This is a genomic window from Anaerococcus groningensis, from assembly GCF_046365465.1.
In the GTDB taxonomy this organism is placed as follows: domain Bacteria; phylum Bacillota; class Clostridia; order Tissierellales; family Peptoniphilaceae; genus Anaerococcus; species Anaerococcus groningensis.
The window spans coordinates 131,835-147,857 of the sequence record NZ_JBGMEG010000001.1 but is presented as its reverse complement, the minus strand read 5'-3'; the positions used below and the strand labels follow the sequence as shown (position 1 = coordinate 147,857).

General features: G+C 30.4%; 19 protein-coding genes. All 19 read left to right on the top strand.

Annotation, left to right across the window (positions count from 1 at the left end; translation table 11 throughout):
- Nucleotides 1–70: 70 nt before the first annotated feature.
- The 19 genes from pyrH (at nt 71) to rsmB (ending at nt 16,022) form a co-directional block, all read left to right on the top strand.
- The gene (pyrH, locus tag AB9Q04_RS00705) at nt 71–787 is read left to right on the top strand and encodes a UMP kinase (RefSeq protein WP_410023476.1); all 717 of its coding nucleotides are present in this window, start codon (nt 71–73) and stop codon (nt 785–787) included.
- Nucleotides 787–1,347, top strand: a complete 561-nt coding sequence (frr, locus tag AB9Q04_RS00700; protein ID WP_410023475.1) for a ribosome recycling factor — start codon at nt 787–789, stop codon at nt 1,345–1,347. The genes pyrH and frr overlap by 1 nt, the downstream gene beginning before the upstream one ends.
- 79 nt (nt 1,348–1,426) lie before the next feature.
- A complete protein-coding gene (locus tag AB9Q04_RS00695) occupies nt 1,427–2,446 on the top strand; it encodes a type II secretion system F family protein (RefSeq protein WP_410023474.1) in 1,020 nt (339 codons plus the stop codon).
- A gap of 8 nt (nt 2,447–2,454) precedes the next feature.
- Nucleotides 2,455–2,823, top strand: coding sequence for a type II secretion system protein (locus AB9Q04_RS00690; RefSeq protein ID WP_410023473.1), 369 nt, complete (start codon nt 2,455–2,457; stop codon nt 2,821–2,823).
- A 2-nt stretch (nt 2,824–2,825) separates the two neighbouring features.
- Nucleotides 2,826–3,530, top strand: a complete 705-nt coding sequence (locus tag AB9Q04_RS00685) for a prepilin peptidase (RefSeq protein WP_410023472.1) — start codon at nt 2,826–2,828, stop codon at nt 3,528–3,530.
- Between the two features lie 3 nt (nt 3,531–3,533).
- Nucleotides 3,534–4,004: a Tfp pilus assembly protein FimT/FimU gene (locus AB9Q04_RS00680; RefSeq protein WP_410023471.1), complete on the top strand. Its 471-nt coding sequence runs from the start codon at nt 3,534–3,536 to the stop codon at nt 4,002–4,004.
- Nucleotides 3,970–4,320, top strand: coding sequence for a competence type IV pilus minor pilin ComGE (gene comGE / locus AB9Q04_RS00675; RefSeq protein WP_410023470.1), 351 nt, complete (start codon nt 3,970–3,972; stop codon nt 4,318–4,320). The genes AB9Q04_RS00680 and comGE overlap by 35 nt, the downstream gene beginning before the upstream one ends.
- Nucleotides 4,292–4,783, top strand: a complete 492-nt coding sequence (locus AB9Q04_RS00670) for a type II secretion system protein (protein WP_410023469.1) — start codon at nt 4,292–4,294, stop codon at nt 4,781–4,783. The genes comGE and AB9Q04_RS00670 overlap by 29 nt, the downstream gene beginning before the upstream one ends.
- Nucleotides 4,780–5,256 (top strand): hypothetical protein, encoded by a 477-nt coding sequence (locus AB9Q04_RS00665; RefSeq protein ID WP_410023468.1) that lies wholly within the window; start codon nt 4,780–4,782, stop codon nt 5,254–5,256. The genes AB9Q04_RS00670 and AB9Q04_RS00665 overlap by 4 nt, the downstream gene beginning before the upstream one ends.
- Nucleotides 5,257–5,315: 59 nt before the next feature.
- Nucleotides 5,316–6,506: an acetate/propionate family kinase gene (locus tag AB9Q04_RS00660; RefSeq protein WP_410023467.1), complete on the top strand. Its 1,191-nt coding sequence runs from the start codon at nt 5,316–5,318 to the stop codon at nt 6,504–6,506.
- A 72-nt stretch (nt 6,507–6,578) separates the two neighbouring features.
- A complete protein-coding gene (gene rpmF / locus AB9Q04_RS00655; RefSeq protein ID WP_394012234.1) occupies nt 6,579–6,758 on the top strand; it encodes a 50S ribosomal protein L32 in 180 nt (59 codons plus the stop codon).
- A gap of 48 nt (nt 6,759–6,806) precedes the next feature.
- Nucleotides 6,807–7,790, top strand: coding sequence for a phosphate acyltransferase PlsX (gene plsX / locus AB9Q04_RS00650; protein WP_410023466.1), 984 nt, complete (start codon nt 6,807–6,809; stop codon nt 7,788–7,790).
- Nucleotides 7,780–8,004, top strand: a complete 225-nt coding sequence (locus AB9Q04_RS00645; RefSeq protein ID WP_410023465.1) for an acyl carrier protein — start codon at nt 7,780–7,782, stop codon at nt 8,002–8,004. Before plsX ends, AB9Q04_RS00645 begins: the two co-directional genes overlap by 11 nt.
- Nucleotides 8,001–8,714 (top strand): ribonuclease III, encoded by a 714-nt coding sequence (gene rnc / locus AB9Q04_RS00640; protein ID WP_394011788.1) that lies wholly within the window; start codon nt 8,001–8,003, stop codon nt 8,712–8,714. Before AB9Q04_RS00645 ends, rnc begins: the two co-directional genes overlap by 4 nt.
- A complete protein-coding gene (locus tag AB9Q04_RS00635; RefSeq protein ID WP_394020244.1) occupies nt 8,707–9,798 on the top strand; it encodes an elongator complex protein 3 in 1,092 nt (363 codons plus the stop codon). Before rnc ends, AB9Q04_RS00635 begins: the two co-directional genes overlap by 8 nt.
- The gene (gene smc, locus AB9Q04_RS00630) at nt 9,780–13,298 is read left to right on the top strand and encodes a chromosome segregation protein SMC (protein ID WP_410023565.1); all 3,519 of its coding nucleotides are present in this window, start codon (nt 9,780–9,782) and stop codon (nt 13,296–13,298) included. Before AB9Q04_RS00635 ends, smc begins: the two co-directional genes overlap by 19 nt.
- A 46-nt stretch (nt 13,299–13,344) precedes the next feature.
- Nucleotides 13,345–13,821, top strand: a complete 477-nt coding sequence (def, locus tag AB9Q04_RS00625; RefSeq protein WP_410023464.1) for a peptide deformylase — start codon at nt 13,345–13,347, stop codon at nt 13,819–13,821.
- Nucleotides 13,814–14,749, top strand: coding sequence for a methionyl-tRNA formyltransferase (gene fmt / locus AB9Q04_RS00620; RefSeq protein ID WP_410023564.1), 936 nt, complete (start codon nt 13,814–13,816; stop codon nt 14,747–14,749). Before def ends, fmt begins: the two co-directional genes overlap by 8 nt.
- Nucleotides 14,742–16,022, top strand: a complete 1,281-nt coding sequence (rsmB, locus tag AB9Q04_RS00615; RefSeq protein ID WP_410023463.1) for a 16S rRNA (cytosine(967)-C(5))-methyltransferase RsmB — start codon at nt 14,742–14,744, stop codon at nt 16,020–16,022. Before fmt ends, rsmB begins: the two co-directional genes overlap by 8 nt.
- Nucleotide 16,023 lies beyond the last annotated feature (1 nt).

The window sequence follows — 16,023 nt, the reverse complement described above, 5'->3', positions numbered from 1 at the left end:
GAAAACTCTTGTTACCCATCTTTATTATAAATTTAAAATAGGTTATAATTTATATTAATAGGAGGCAGTTTTGCAAAAATTTAAAAGAGTTGTATTAAAATTAAGTGGAGAAGCCCTTGCAGGTGATAAGGGTTTTGGTTTTGATGATAAGGTAATAGAAAATATTTGCTCATCAATAAAAAAAGTTCACGACTTAGGAGTAGAAATAGCCATAGTTGTTGGCGGGGGTAATTTCTGGAGAGGACGTTCAGGGGTTGAAATAGAAAGAGCTAGCTCTGATACTATTGGTATGCTTGGAACAGTTATGAATGGTCTAAGAATCCAAGGTAGCCTTGAAGAAATGGGTATGGATACTAGACTAATGACAGCTATTGACATGAAAGAAGTAGCTGAACCATATATCAGACGTAGGGCTATAAGACACCTAGAAAAAAATAGAATTGTAATATTTTCTGCTGGAACTGGACTACCATATTTTTCAACAGATACCACAGCTAGTTTAAGAGCTCTAGAAATTGATGCGGATGTAATCCTTCTAGGCAAAACAGGTACGGATGGAATATACGATAAGGATCCAAATCAATTTGATGATGCAACAAAATATGATAAGTTAACTTACAAAGAAATTTTACAACAAGAAATTAAAATTATGGATACTACAGCAACAAGCTTGGCAATGGATAATGAAATGCCCCTTATTGCTTTTGGTATAGATGATCCTTATAACATGGTAAGGATTTTTACTGAGAATAAAGACATTGGTACAATTGTAAAGGAGAAATTTTAATGAATTACGAAGAAATTAAATCAACAGCTGATAAGGAAATGCAGGAAGCTGTAAAATCATTTGAAGGAAGAATTGCTAATATTAAAGCTGGACGTGCTTCAGAAGCAGTTTTAGATGGTATTACTTTTAGCTATTTTGGAACAGAAACACCAATCAACCAAGCGGCTACAGTAACTATCCCAGAAGCTAGACTACTAGTTATAAAACCTTGGGATAAAACAAATATAGGACCAATTGAAAAGGCTATTCAAAAAGCTGATATAGGTATTAACCCACAAAATGATGGAGAAGTTATAAGACTTCCATTCCCAGCTCTTACAGAAGAAAGACGTAAAGAATATACAAAAGAAGTAAATAAATACGCTGAAGATGCAAAAATTTCTATAAGAAATAAAAGACGTGATGCTATGGATGAAGTGAAGAAAAGTGAGAAATCTGGAGATATTACTGAAGATGATAGATTTTCACTTGAAGAAGAACTTCAAGATATCACAGATAAATACATCAACGAATTAGAACAAGCAGCTGATAAGAAAAACCAAGAATTACTTACAGTGTAATGTGGCTAGTTTAGATTTAAATAAAATAAAAGACTTTTTAAATAAGGATATATCCTCTGTCAAAATTGACAGTAGGATTATGTCCTTATTTTTAAAGCAACTATCTTTGCTAATTGGGACAGGCCTTCCTTTAGATAAGAGCTTAAAAATAATAGAAGAGCAAAATTTAGATAAAAAGCTAAGCCAAGCCTTACATAAAATAAATCTAGTTTTGGCAAAAGGAATATCAGTAGATAAAGCCTTTGACCTCCATAAAAAATATTTTAATCCTATCCTAGTAGCTTTTATAAAAAGTGGTAGTAAAAGTGGTCGCATGGCTGAGGTTTTAGATGAGCTTTCAATCTATATTAGCGAAGAAAGTAAAAATAAAAAAACAATCAAACAGGCCCTGACTTATCCCATTATGATTATGTTTGTAATGGTCATTATAAATATAATAGTAATTAACTTTGTCTTGCCGACCTTTGTAAGTATTTTTAAATCCTATGGCAAAGAATTGCCACTTATAACACAAATACTTTTAAAGATTGCAGAATTTTTTAAAAGTTACGGATTTTTTATCTTTTTATTTCTAGTTTTATCTAGCATTTGTATCCTAGTGTTAAGAAAAGATAAGAATATCCGCTTAAAATTAGATAAGTTTACCTACTTACATTTACCATTTTTTAAATATAGGAGGCTAAGTTTAGAATATCAGCTTACATCCTTACTTTATATATTAAAGGCTGGGGATATTGACATAGTGACAAGTTTAGATATTATTAAGGAATCATTCAAAAATACATATATAAAAGGAGTTTTAAGTCAAATCATTTATGATCTTGAAAAAGGCTATAAGCTAAGTACTAGTTTAGCTAGTAAAGAAATATTTTCACCTTTACTAATTTCTATGGTAAAAATTGGTGAAGATACTGGTCAGATGACAGAGACTTTGAAGAAATCGAGTGAATATTTTGCTACAGACTATATTTATAAGCTAAAATACATAGCAGGTCTTGCTGAGCCGCTTATGATAATTATTATGAGTGTGGTCGTAGGTTTTGTAGTTTTTGCCATAGCCCTACCGATTTTTGAATCTGTTAATGGGGTTGGATTTTAGGAGAAAATATGAAAAATAAGAAGAAAAAAGGCTTTACTTTAATAGAACTTGTAATAGTAATAGCGATTATAGGAATTTTGGCTGCAGTTGCTCTTCCAAAATACAACAATTCAAGACTAGCGGCAGCTGAGGCAGCTCATAAGAGTAATGTACAGATGTTAAAGTCTGCTGCTTTAGTTAGGCAAAATGAATTATCAGGAAACCAGAGTGTTACTTGGCCAATAGATGAAAAACCCGATAATTACGTGGAAAAATGGCCAAAAGTTCCAGCGGGTTTAAAATCAAAAGATAATAACAAGGTTCCTGAGACTTACACTGTAACAATCTCTTCCACAAGCATTGATATAAAACCTTCAGAAGAGGATTTAACAAAGTAATAGTGACGAATACTTTTATATTCTTCCTAGGCGCAATCTTTGGATCTTTTACAAACCTAGTAATAAACCGCACTATCAAAGAAGAAAGCATAGTAAGCCCACCTAGTCACTGTGATTCTTGTGACCATAGACTACATCCCTTAGATTTAGTGCCAATATTTAGTTTTATATTTTTAAAGGGTAGGTGCAAGTATTGCAAGGCAGAGATTTCTAAAGAAAATTTGCTTGTAGAAATTATTTCTGGTTTACTTTTGCTTATATTTTTTGATCCTGGAAATATTTTAAAATCTAGTCTCCTATATTTTGGCATAATGCTTGCTTTAATTATAGCAGTAATAGACTTTAAAACCTTTGATATTTATATGGTTCAAATTCTATATTTATCTATCATAGGACTTATATATAGAATAAAGTTTGTGGGCTTAGACTTTTTATTTATTAAAAATATCCTAATATTTAGCATTTTCTATGGGATTATTTATTATTTCTTTAAGGGTAGCCTGGGTAATGGAGATATTTACTATTATCTAGCCTTGTTCTTATTTTTACCAAATTATAAGCTTTTATGGTTTATTTTAATTTCCCTATGGCTTGGTGCCTTATCTGGCATATTTATTGCTATAAAAAATAAGTCTACTAAAATAGAAATCCCTTTTTGTATTTATATTTTTATGGCTTTTCTAATTTTATCTCTATCTTGGAGTTAACTTATGAAAAAACGCGGTTTTACTTTAATAGAACTAATAGCTGTTTTAGCTATAATGTCAATATGTATCGGTATAGGAGTTTTTAGACTTAATATTATTGATAGACTTAAGGCCAGCAATGAGATCCAAACTATGATAAATGACATAAACTTTGCTAAGATGAAAGCATTATCTACGGGTAGACCCTATAACTTAATTTTAACCAAAGATGCCTATGTAATAAAACCATTAGGTGAAGAAAGTAAAGATCAAATTATACAAAAAGATTTAACCTACCTAGATATAGGTTTTAATGAGAATAATTTTGCAAAAACAATTACCTACACTGCTAGTGGAAGTGTAAATAATGCTGGAACGGTTTTTATCAAAAGAAAAGATGGACTTGATATAGATGAAGTTTATAAACTAGTAGTAACTGTGGCAGGAGGGCATTCTAGAATTGAAAAAAATAAAGAATGGGTTTACTTTGATTGAAGCAGTATTTGCACTTGGTATTTTAGGTTTTATAGCAAGCCTTTTTTTACCATCTTTAAATACTCTAATGACTAGCTCAAACGTATTGAAGAATGAAAGTAAAATAATATTTGCCATGGAAGCTGCTATAGAAAAAGAAAAAGCAAATGTAGACTCTAATTATGGTAGCAAATTAGAAAATATAAATGAATTTGCAATTAAAATTAATAGAGAGCCTTATACTGATAATTTGGATAAAATATCAGTAAACTATGGCAAATATAAGCTAGAAGTAATAGAGGAAAATCATGAGAAAAAAAGGATTCACTCTAATTGAGCTTTTGGCAAGCCTTGCTATTTGCTCCCTACTAACTACTGTCGCAGTTTTAATATTTTCTGTAAATATAAAAGCTAGTAAAAGTGCTTTTGAAAATGAAAATTCATATAAAGAAACAAATCTTGCTATGATGTATATAGATAATATTGTAAAAAGTGCCTATAAGATAGAACTAATAGCAGATACTGGCGAAACTAATTTCAAGGCCTATGTATTGGATAAAAGTAGTAATGAGATATCCAGTATATATTTTAAAACTACAGTAAAAAATGAGCAAAGGTTCCTAATGGCTGTTAGGGATAACATTAGTAATAAAAGTAGCAGGGATGGAACTATAAGAATAGCTGCTTGTGATGGTTTATATCTTTACTATGATGGGTCAACTGAAGTAGTTACTATCATTTTAAATAATGATACAAAATTTAGACAAGAGACTAAAATATATCTTGGAGACCGCCTATGAAAAAAGGTTTTATATCAATACTTACCTTATTAGTTTTTATAGGTCTTAGCCTTACTCTAAGCTTTATATACGAGCAAAATGAAGCTACAAGCCTATATGCAAGCGATCTTTATAATAAAAAACAAGCCCAATACCTAGCAGAAACAGTCTTAAATATCTATATAGATGAAAATTATGCAACTATAAAAGAAAATATTTTAAAAGATGAAAAATCTTATAAAAGTAATAAAAATAAATCCTACTGGGTTTCAGAAGATGAGATGTTAATTTATGATGGGAAAACTTATTATTTTAAAATAGCCTATATGTATAGAAAAGAAGAAGCGAAACTTTCGGATGTATATAGGATAGAAACTAGTAAAATAGAAGTAGGAGATAGCATTGCACGAGCTGAGGCTATCTTTAAAGTAATTGATCCTGAGGGAAATTCAGGTCAAAAAGATATAAAATTAATGGCAAAATATACCTACTAACTTTTATAATATTAGGGTATAGGTATAATAATGTATGTATTAAATTATAAGGAGAAAAAATGAAAATATTAGTAATTAATTGCGGAAGTTCATCACTTAAATACCAATTATTCAACATGGAAAATGAAGAAGTAATGGTAAAAGGTCTTGTAGAAAGAATTGGTATTGAAGGGAGCCGTTTAGTTCAAAAAAACAACGGAGATGAATTTGTAATCGATGAAGCTATGGAAAACCATACACAAGCAGTATCACATGTATTTGATGCACTTTTAGACAAAGAAAACGGAGTAATCGATAGTCTTGAAGAAATCAATGCTGTAGGACACAGATTCGTTCACGGTGGAGAAAAAATGACTAAATCTGCTCTAATAACAGATGAAGTAAAAGATGCAATCAATGAAGCTGCTAAATTTGCACCACTTCATAACCCAGCTAACTTAATGGGACTTAAAGCTTGTGAAGAATTACTACCAGGTGTACCAAATGTAGCAGTATTTGATACAGCTTTCCACCAAACAATGCCAGCAAAAACATATCTTTACGGTATTGATTACAAATACTATGAAGAAGATGCTATTAGAAAATATGGTTTCCACGGAACAAGCCACAAATACATCACAGGTAGAGCAGCTGATTTATTAGGAAAATCAGTAGAAGATACAAACATCATCTCAGCTCACTTAGGAAATGGTTCATCAATTACAGCTGTTAAAGAAGGTAAATCATTTGATACAACTATGGGACTTACTCCATTAGAAGGTCTTGTAATGGGAACAAGATCTGGTGACTTAGACCCAGCTGTAGTAACATACATTGAAGAAAAAGATGGAGTTGCTCCAGAAGATATGAATAACATTTTAAATAAAGAATCTGGTGTACTTGGAGTATCAGGCGTAAGCTCAGACTTTAGAGACCTAGAAGATGCAGCTAAAGATGGCAATGAAAGAGCACAAGTTGCCCTTGATATGTTTACAACAAGAGCTAAAAGATACATTGCAGGATATATGGCTGAAATAGAAAATACAGATGCTATCGTATTTACAGGTGGTATTGGTGAAAACTCAATTGATATGAGAGAAGACATCCTTAAAGGATTTGAACAATTCGGTATCAAAATTGATAAAGAAGCTAACGAAGTACGCGGTGGAGAACACATAATCTCAACAGATGACTCAAAAGTAAAAGTTATGGTAATCGCTACAAACGAAGAGCTTATGATTGCAAGGGATACACAAGAATTAGTAAAATAATTACCTTGACATAGAGGATAAGTCAATATATAATATAAAAGATTGCTAAATCTGATAAGAGGAGGTGTAATGATGGCAGTACCAAAAAGAAGAACATCTAAAACTAGAAAAAATAAAAGAAGAGCCTCAGCTTATACTTTGAACAGATCAAACTATGTTGAGTGTCCAAATTGCCACGAGCCAAAACTTCCACACAGAGTTTGCCCAAACTGTGGAGAATATAAAGGCGAAGCAAGAATTGATGTAGAATAAGATAGTGTTAATGCACTATCTTTTTTTATACAAAAAATGAGGAAAAATATGAGAATATTAATTGACACTTTTGGAGCAGATGCTGGAGCCAATCCTATTATAGAAGGTACTATAAAAGCCTTAGAAAAAAGAGATTTTACACCGGTTTTTGTTGGAAATGATAGGGAGATTAAACTCTTAGTACGTGATAGGATAAAAAATTATGAAATAATTCCTACAAATGAATTTATTTCAAATAACGAAGACCCTGTTAGAGCTATAAGAAAGAAAAAAGAAGCCTCTATAGTTTTAGCCTATAATAAATTAAAGGAAGAAGGCTATGATGGCCTAATATCAGCAGGATCTACAGGAGCCTTACTAGCTGGTGGGTTATTTATCGCAGGTAGAATCCCTGGCATAAAAAGAGCCTGCCTTGCTGCAAGCATTCCATCAATAAATGATAATATAACTTTATTAATGGATACAGGTGCAAATATGGACTGTAAGCCAGAATTTTTATACGAATTTGCCTTAATGGGTAAGGTATTTTTAGAAAATGCTATGCATATTTCAAATCCCAAAATAGGTCTATTAAATGTAGGGGTAGAAGAACATAAGGGGAATGCTTTAACTAAAGAAACCTACAAGCTTTTAAAAGAGTCTGATATGAATTTTACAGGAAATTTAGAAGCTAGGGACTTATTTACAGGAAAAGTTAATGTAATAGTTGCAGATGGTTTTGATGGAAACATTGCAATAAAAACAACTGAAGGTGTTTTAAAGACCCTAGGATCAGAGCTAAAAAATCTCATCTATAGTTCTACTAAAAATAAACTTGCAGGTGCTATGTTAAAAAATGATATCAAATCATTAGCGGGTAAATTTAGCCCAGATGAAGTTGGAGGAGCACCCTTACTTGGGGTAAAATCTTATGTATATAAGGCCCATGGTAATACCAACGAAACTGCATTTTCAAATGCTATCCTAGGCCTATTAAACTATATAGATATGAATGTAATAGAAAAAATTGAAGGAGAATTACATGATAATTGATGAGTTAACTAAACTAGCAAGTGAAAATCTTGACATAAATACAAGTGATTTAGATATAAATACAAAATTATCACACCTTGATATAGATTCTATTGATATGCTTGATTTTATCATGCTTATAGAAGAAAAGTACGACATAGAATTTGAAGAAGATGAGCTAGATGAAATCGAAAGCTTAGATGATATAGCAAGTCTTATAGAGAGCAAACTTTGATGATATCACAAGTACGTTTAGAACAAATTAAAGAATTTGAAGATAAGATTGGCTACACATTCAATGACAAATCATTGATAGATGTAGCCTTTACTCATTCTTCCTACACAAATGAAGCAAAAACTAAGGCAAAATCAAATGAACGTTTAGAATTTTTAGGAGATAGTGTCCTAGATTTAGTTGTAAGTGAGGTTTTATTTAAAAATTACAACAACAAACCAGAAGGCTGGCTTACAAAAACTAGGTCTCGTTTAGTGTGTACAGATTCCTTTGCAAAGGCTAGCGAAAAATATAATTTAACTAGCTATTTAAATTTTGGTAGGGGAGAAAAACAACACGGTGGTCAGCTTAAAAAACATGTAAAAGCAGACACTTTTGAAGCAGTATGTGCAGCAATTTATCTTGATGCGGGTTTTAACTATTTATATAATTTTTTAGTAGAAAATTATACCGAAGATGCCAAAGAAATTATAGATGATGATACTATCTTTAACGATTATAAAACCAAGCTACAAGAATACCACAATGCTCATGATAAAAAAATATTAAAATACACTTTGATAGCCCAAGAAGGGCCAGAGCACGATAAAATATTTACTATGCAAGTAAAAGCTGGTAATAAAGTTCTTGCGACTGGTATTGGCAAAAATAAGAAAAAAGCAGAACAAGATGCAGCAAAAAATGCCTATGAAAGAATAAAAAATGACTAAAAAAGAATATATTATACCAATATTTATCCCATTTTTAGGTTGTCCCCATGATTGTGCTTTTTGTAATCAGATAAAAATTACTAACTATAAGGACAAAATGGACCCTAGCAAGGTAATAGGTGAGATAGAGAAAAATCTTTCTTATTTTCCTCAAAATGATAATATAAAAGAAATTGCATTTTTTGGAGGATCATTTACAGGTCTTGATTATGATGTAATGGTAGGTTATCTAGAAATTGCAAAATCATATAAAGAGAAGGGAATTATTGATAGAATCAGACTTTCAACCAGACCTGATTATATAAATAATTTCATTCTTGATACATTAAAAGAATATAAGGTTGATATCATAGAATTAGGTATTCAGTCTCTAGACCAAAAAGTTTTAGATGCCAACGAGCGTGGCCATAGTGTAAAGGCAAGTTATGAAGCCTCAAAGCTTATAAAAGATTATGGTTTTACCCTAGGTCATCAAATAATGCCTGGGCTTTTTAATGATACCTACGAAAAAACTATAGATACAGTTTTAAAATCTATAAACATTGGACCAGATCTAGTGAGAATTTATCCAACTCTTGTGATAAAAGATACAAAACTAGAAATGCTCTATGATGCTGGGATTTATCATCCACTAACCATAGATGAGGCGATTAAAGTTTCTGCTGAAGCTGCTATGCTTTATAAATATGCGGGAGTTAATATTATAAGAATAGGTCTCCAACCAACAGAAAATATAAATGAAGGGGCGGATGTGGTAGCAGGCCCCTTCCACCCAGCCTTTAGGCAGCTGGTTGAAGCAGAAATTTATAAAAAATACCTAGAAGAAATTATAAATAAAAATAATATATCTAATGAATTTACTATCTATACAAATAACAGAAATATTTCTTTAATAGCTGGAAATAATAAGGCTAATAAAAAATATTTTTATGATAGATATAGGATAAAATTAAACTTTAAAGCAAGTGATAGTAATTATATTTTATATGAAGGTATAAAAATAGATTTTAATATAGATAAATTTATAGAAGATTATGTAAGAGAAAACTACGGCGGTGATTTACTATTAGACTCGAAAGTATAGAACTTAAGGGCTTCAAGTCCTTTGCAAACAAAACAATAATCCCTTTTGAAAAACAAATTACAGCCATAGTAGGCCCAAATGGTTCTGGAAAGTCAAATATTTCTGATGCCATTAGGTGGGTTTTAGGTGAGCAATCCGTAAAATCCCTTCGTGGATCAAAAATGAATGATGTAATCTTTCAAGGTGCAGGCGGTAAAAATTCGATGAATCTTGCAGAGGTAAATTTATATTTCTCAAACGAAGATCATGCCCTAGCCCTAGATTATGAAAAAGTAGTCATTTCTAGGAGAATTTACCGTGATGGAGAAAATGAATACAAGATTAACGGTAAAAAAGTAAGACTAAAAGATGTTAGAGAACTATTTTTAGATACTGGTATTGGTAAAGAAGGCTACTCTTTAATAGGTCAAGGTCGTATTGATGAAATAATTAGCTCATCAAACCTACAAAGAAGGGCCTTATTTGAAGAAGCTAGTGGAATTTCAAAACATAAGTACAGAAGAGATGAAGCTAGTAAAAAACTTACAAAAGTTACTGATGACCTTGAAATTATAGAACGTGAGTGGGAATATAAGGCCAAAGATTTAGAAAAACTTGCTAATGAGGCAAAAAATTACGAAAAATGGCAGGGGTTAAGTACAGAATTGGATAAAAAAGCCTACGGCTATGTTAGGGAAAAATCTACAAACTTGCTTAATTCAAAAGAGCAGTTAATCACAGAAATTAAAAATCTTTCTGATGATATAAATAAAAAAACTAAGAGCCTAGAAAATATAAAAGCAGACCTTAATCCCTTTAACGAACACTTCAAATCCTTATCAAGTGAAAAGGAAAATATAGAAAGTAAATTATCCAAAAATAAAAAGCTAATTGAAACTAATAGAAATAAGATCGAACTAAACGAAAAAGAGTTAACTTATAATAAAAAAGACCTAGCAAGAATTACAGAAAATCTTACCTTAAATGAAAAAAAATATGAAACATTCAATGAAAAATTAGCTGCTGATGAGGAAAATTTTAAAAATAAAAAAATTGATTTAAATGAGTCTAAGGAAAATATAGAAAACTTAAACTTGGAGATAAAGTCTTTAAAAGAAAAAAATACTAAGCTAGGCTTAGATATAAGAACTATAAAAAAAGAAAGTGAAAAAATAGCTGGGCAAATTTACGATTTAGAAATAAATGCTAAGACAAATGAGCTTTTAAAAGAAAGAAGATCTAAAGAACTAAGTGAAAATCAAGAAAAAATTAAAAATTTAGACTTAGAAATAGAAAATGTTAATAAAAATATTGACCAACTCTCAGCAAAAAAAATCAAAGACTTAGAAGCTAGTGATAAGCTAAGTAAGTCTTTAGAAAATATCCAAGCTGATTTATCCAAGGCTGATAAGGAAATATCAAGCTATCAAAAAAAATTAAATAATATCAATATTGATTTAAAAACAGCTATAAATGAATATAAGTTTAACAAAAATTTGGTAGAATCTAACGAAGGATATTTTTATTCGGTACAAAATTTTTTAAATAAAACAAAGGCAAATAAGCTAGACCACTTGTACGAAGATACCCTAGCAAACCTTATAAATGTAAAAAATGGTTATGAAGAAATTATTGATAATTTGATGGGACAAGCTGTGCAAAATATTGTGACTCGTACCAAGGATGATAGTAAAGAACTTATTAATTTTGTAAATAAAAACAACATTGGTCGCATAACATTTTTACCAGTAGATTCCATAAAATCCTACGAAAAATCAAAACCAAATGAGCCAGAAGTAATTGCTATGGCCAATGAACTTTTAGATTTTGATCCTAAATATGCAGGTATTATAAATCACTTTTTAGGCTCAACTGTAGTTGTAAAAAATATAGATGATGCAACAAATCTATCAAAAAAAATAAAGGGCTATCGCATCATAACCCTAGACCTAGATGTGATAAATAGCTGGGGATCTATGGTTGCGGGATCAAATAAAAATAAAAAGACCAATACTAACTTACTTAATCGTAATAAAAAAATTGATCAAACTAAGGAAAAAATAAATTTCTTAAAGAGTGAAAATAACAAGGCAAAGGAAAAATTAGACGAGATAATATCATCTAAAAATGCACTGGCTAATAAAGAGAAAAAATATCAAACAGATTTTGAAGGGTTGAAAAAGTTAATTAATGATACTAATAACGAAATAGCAAACCTATCATATAAACTACAAAACTTACAAGGTCAAAAGAAAGACTTATGTAATAGTTTAGAAATAGTAGAAAAAGAAGCTAGCGATTTAGACTTAGGTGAATTAAAAGCGACTAAAAATAAATATGAAAGCTTATTAGAAGATAATAATAAAAAACTAAGGACTAATGAAGTTAGTATAAAAGGTTTAGAAAATGACCTAAATAAAAATGAAAATAAAGTCGAGCTTTTGAATCGTGATATTACTATGATAGAAAATGCTATAGCAGGTTTTAAGGCAGAACTAGCAAACTTATCTGAAAGCAAAAAAATAGAAAGCAAGCTAAAAAGTGAGACAGAAAAAATAATTACTGATATTGAAGCTAATAATGTAAAATTAGCTAATCAAATAAAAGAATTCACAGTAGAAATTGCGGATTTAGAAACTAAATTATCAGATAAAAATAATTTTTTAAACAAGTCTCAAGAAGAAAATGCTAAGTTAATTGAAAAATCCAAAGACTTAGAAGAAAGCTTAAATAAAATAAATATTAAAAAAGTAGAGCTATCCTATAAATTAGAGGGTGTTGTAAAAGATTATGACAACCTCTTAGATGAGATAAAACCATTTTTAAGTAAAGAAATGGATGAATTAGAAGAAACTTTTAGAGATTTAAAAATCGAAAAAGTAAGTAAAACTGACCTTATTAACCTTCAAAGGAAGATAAATAATATAGGTTATTTTACGGCTGATTCTTTAAATAATTATAAAGAAACTAAGGACGAATTTGCCTTTATAGACTCCCAAGTAAAAGACTTAAAAGAATCTAAAAATAATATAGAAAAGCTAATCAAAACTTTAGAATCAGAAATGAAGGATGAGTTTAAGAAAAACTTTGATATTATAAATAACAAGTTTTCTGAAATATTTAAAGTATTATTTATGGGTGGAGATGCGAGGTTAAAATTAGATAATGATGATGAGTTACTAGCAGGAGTAGAAATCGTAGCTCGTCCTCCATCTAAATCTTTAAAATCTATTTCACTTTTATCAGGTGGAGAAAAAGCACTGACTGCAGTTGCACTTTTATTTGCAATCTTTGAAACAAACCCGGCTCCTTTTGCTATTTTAGATGAGATAGATGCAGCCTTAGATGAGACAAATATAAAAAGATATATAGAATATCTAAAATCCTTATCATTTCATTCACAATTTATTATGATTACCCATAGGCAAACTACTATGCAACTTGCAGAAAAAATCCATGGGGTAACCATAGGTGATGATGGGATAAGTAAGGTATATTCTATAGACTTTGATAAAAATTGATTATATCCTAGTCAAAAAGTAAAATATGAGTAAATAGGAGGACTTTATGGCTATTAGAAATATAAGAATTGAAGGCGACCCTATTCTTAGAAAAGTATGTAGGGAAGTTCCAGAAGTAACAGATAGAATAAAAATATTATTAGATGATATGGGTGAAACCATGTACCATGCCAATGGAGTAGGCCTAGCAGCTCCTCAAGTTGGAATATTAAAACGTGTTATAGTTGTAGATCCACATGATGATGAAACTGGGCTAGTTAAGTTAGTAAACCCAGAAATTATAGAAGCTGATGGAGAACAAGTAGGAGTAGAAGGTTGTCTTTCTATACCTAATTTTAACGCAACTGTAAAAAGACCAGAACACGTTAAAGTAAAATATTTAGATGAAAATGGAAAAGAGAAAATCTGGGATGCTCATGGTTTCCCAGCAGTAATTTTATCTCACGAAATAGACCACTTAAATGGAGTATTATTTAGAGATAAATATATAGAAGAGATTTCATATGAAGTCGAAAATGCTTAATATATGTTTTATGGGCAATCCAAAGTTTGCAGTGCAGACTTTGGATGTTCTTTATAAGGAAGAAAATATTGATGTAAAACTTGTAGTTTCATCAAAAGATAAGAAAAGATCAAGAAATAAAGTAAGCCCAACCCCAATCAAGCAATATGCTTTGGATAATGATATAAAAGTGGTAACCCCAGATTCTGTAAATACAGAAGAATTTGTAAAGCAATTAAAAGACTTAGAAATTGATTTTATAGTGGTAGTTGCCTTTGGTCAACTGATAGGCAAGCTACTCTTAGAAGAATTTAACGATCGCATTATAAATCTTCACCCATCAATACTGCCAAAATATAGGGGAGCAGCACCAATGCAATTTACTTTGCTAAATGGTGATGAAAAAACAGCACCAACTACTATGCTTATTGAAAAAGGTATGGATAGTGGTGATATTTTAATGCAAAACATTGTGGATGTAGATATAAAAGATGATTATTATTCTTTAGAAGAAAAAATGTCAGACTTAGGATCAAAAGCTATTAGAGATACCCTATTAAATTTTGATGAACTTTATAAAAACCGTATCAAACAAGATGATGATAAGGCTACTTATACATCTAAAATTTCAAAAGAAATGGGTAAGATATACTGGGAAAAATCTAGCTTTGAAATTTATAATCAAATAAGAGCCCTAGTAGATTTTCCAAAGGCATATTTTTCTTATGAAGGGGATAATGTAAAAGTTTTAGAAGCAGAAGTTTTAAATAACTATAAGGCAAATCCTGGCTACATTTATGAAGCAGATAATAAAAATAATATCATAATTGGAACTGGAGATGGGGCTATAAGGATAAATAAGTTGCAATTTCCAGGTAAAAAAGTCATGGATACCAAGTCATTTTTGATGGGTAATGATTTTAAAAAGGGAATTAAGTTAGATGACTGACTTAGAATTAGCCTTTAGTATCCTATATAAGGTCATAAATGAAGAAGCCAAGTCAAATGATGAAATAAATAAAATTGCAGATGAAGCCAGTAACCTTGCCTTTATAACAAAAAATATCTATGGGGTTTTAGAAAATAAAATTTATATAGATTATATGATAAGAAAATTATCTACAGTTAGGCTTAAAAAAATTCATCCATCTGTATTAGTTATTTTAGAAATCGGTATTTACAATATTCGCTTTTTAAATACCAAGGACTATGCTATTGTAAATGAGCTAGTAGACCTAACAAAAAAGAAAAACAAGAGGTCAACTGGCTTTGTAAACGCAATTCTAAGAAACTTTATAAGGGATGAAGAAGAGATTGCAAAAATTAAAGAAAGCGATGATATAAAATCACTTTCCATTAGATATTCTTTACCAGAAGAGTTAACCCGCTATATTTATAATAACTATGGCATGGACTATACCAAAAATTTCCTAAGATATATAAATAATGAGCAAATATTATCTATCAGGGTAAATAATTTAAAAACTGATAGGGAGAGTCTATTAAAATTATTAGCAGACAAGGGCTTTGAAATAGAAGAGGGACACTTATCTAAAAATGCCCTTAAAATCTTTAATCCAGCTGGTCTTGTAAATACAAGTGAGTTTAAAGAAGGACTATTTACTATCCAGCAAGAAGGGTCTATGAAAACAGTCGAAATCCTAGATCCAAAAGAAAATAGTAAAATCCTAGACCTATGTGCAGCTCCAGGAACAAAAACTTCTTATATTGGTGAGTATACTAAAAATAAAGCAAATATAATAGCTAATGATATATCAAAAGAGAAACTACCATTGATAAAAGAAAACACTGATAGGCTGGGTTTAGAAAGTATTGAGCTGACAAATTTTGATGCAAGTGTCTTTAAAAAGGAATATGAAAATACTTTTGACTATGTTTTAGTAGATGCACCATGCTCAGGTCTGGGTGTAATGGGAAGAAAACCTGAAATTCGCTATAATAGGTCTATGGAAGATATAAAAGCTTTAGCAAAACTTCAAAAGGATATACTTAACCAAGCTATAAAATATTTGAAAAAAGATGGAATTCTAGTTTATTCAACTTGTACGGTTGGTAATATAGAAAATAAGGATAATTTTTCTTATTTATCTGCTATGGATGATTTAAACGTTATTCCAATCGATGGAAAAGATTACATAGAGTATGTAAATTATATAGATAAGACAGACGGATTTTTTATAAGCAAATTTAAGAAGATATAAT

Bases quoted from the DNA above. Each gene is read 5' to 3' on its own strand.
- rsmB (WP_410023463.1), top strand. From the start codon at position 14,742: ATGACTGACTTAGAATTAGCCTTTAGTATCCTATATAAGGTCATAAAT.
- AB9Q04_RS00670 (WP_410023469.1), top strand. From the start codon at position 4,292: ATGAGAAAAAAAGGATTCACTCTAATTGAGCTTTTGGCAAGCCTTGCT.
- frr (WP_410023475.1), top strand. From the start codon at position 787: ATGAATTACGAAGAAATTAAATCAACAGCTGATAAGGAAATGCAGGAA.
- AB9Q04_RS00660 (WP_410023467.1), top strand. From the start codon at position 5,316: ATGAAAATATTAGTAATTAATTGCGGAAGTTCATCACTTAAATACCAA.
- AB9Q04_RS00635 (WP_394020244.1), top strand. From the start codon at position 8,707: ATGACTAAAAAAGAATATATTATACCAATATTTATCCCATTTTTAGGT.
- AB9Q04_RS00695 (WP_410023474.1), top strand. From the start codon at position 1,427: ATGTCCTTATTTTTAAAGCAACTATCTTTGCTAATTGGGACAGGCCTT.
- def (WP_410023464.1), top strand. From the start codon at position 13,345: ATGGCTATTAGAAATATAAGAATTGAAGGCGACCCTATTCTTAGAAAA.
- rpmF (WP_394012234.1), top strand. From the start codon at position 6,579: ATGGCAGTACCAAAAAGAAGAACATCTAAAACTAGAAAAAATAAAAGA.
- AB9Q04_RS00690 (WP_410023473.1), top strand. From the start codon at position 2,455: ATGAAAAATAAGAAGAAAAAAGGCTTTACTTTAATAGAACTTGTAATA.
- plsX (WP_410023466.1), top strand. From the start codon at position 6,807: ATGAGAATATTAATTGACACTTTTGGAGCAGATGCTGGAGCCAATCCT.
- AB9Q04_RS00680 (WP_410023471.1), top strand. From the start codon at position 3,534: ATGAAAAAACGCGGTTTTACTTTAATAGAACTAATAGCTGTTTTAGCT.
- AB9Q04_RS00665 (WP_410023468.1), top strand. From the start codon at position 4,780: ATGAAAAAAGGTTTTATATCAATACTTACCTTATTAGTTTTTATAGGT.
- AB9Q04_RS00645 (WP_410023465.1), top strand. From the start codon at position 7,780: ATGATAATTGATGAGTTAACTAAACTAGCAAGTGAAAATCTTGACATA.
- fmt (WP_410023564.1), top strand. From the start codon at position 13,814: ATGCTTAATATATGTTTTATGGGCAATCCAAAGTTTGCAGTGCAGACT.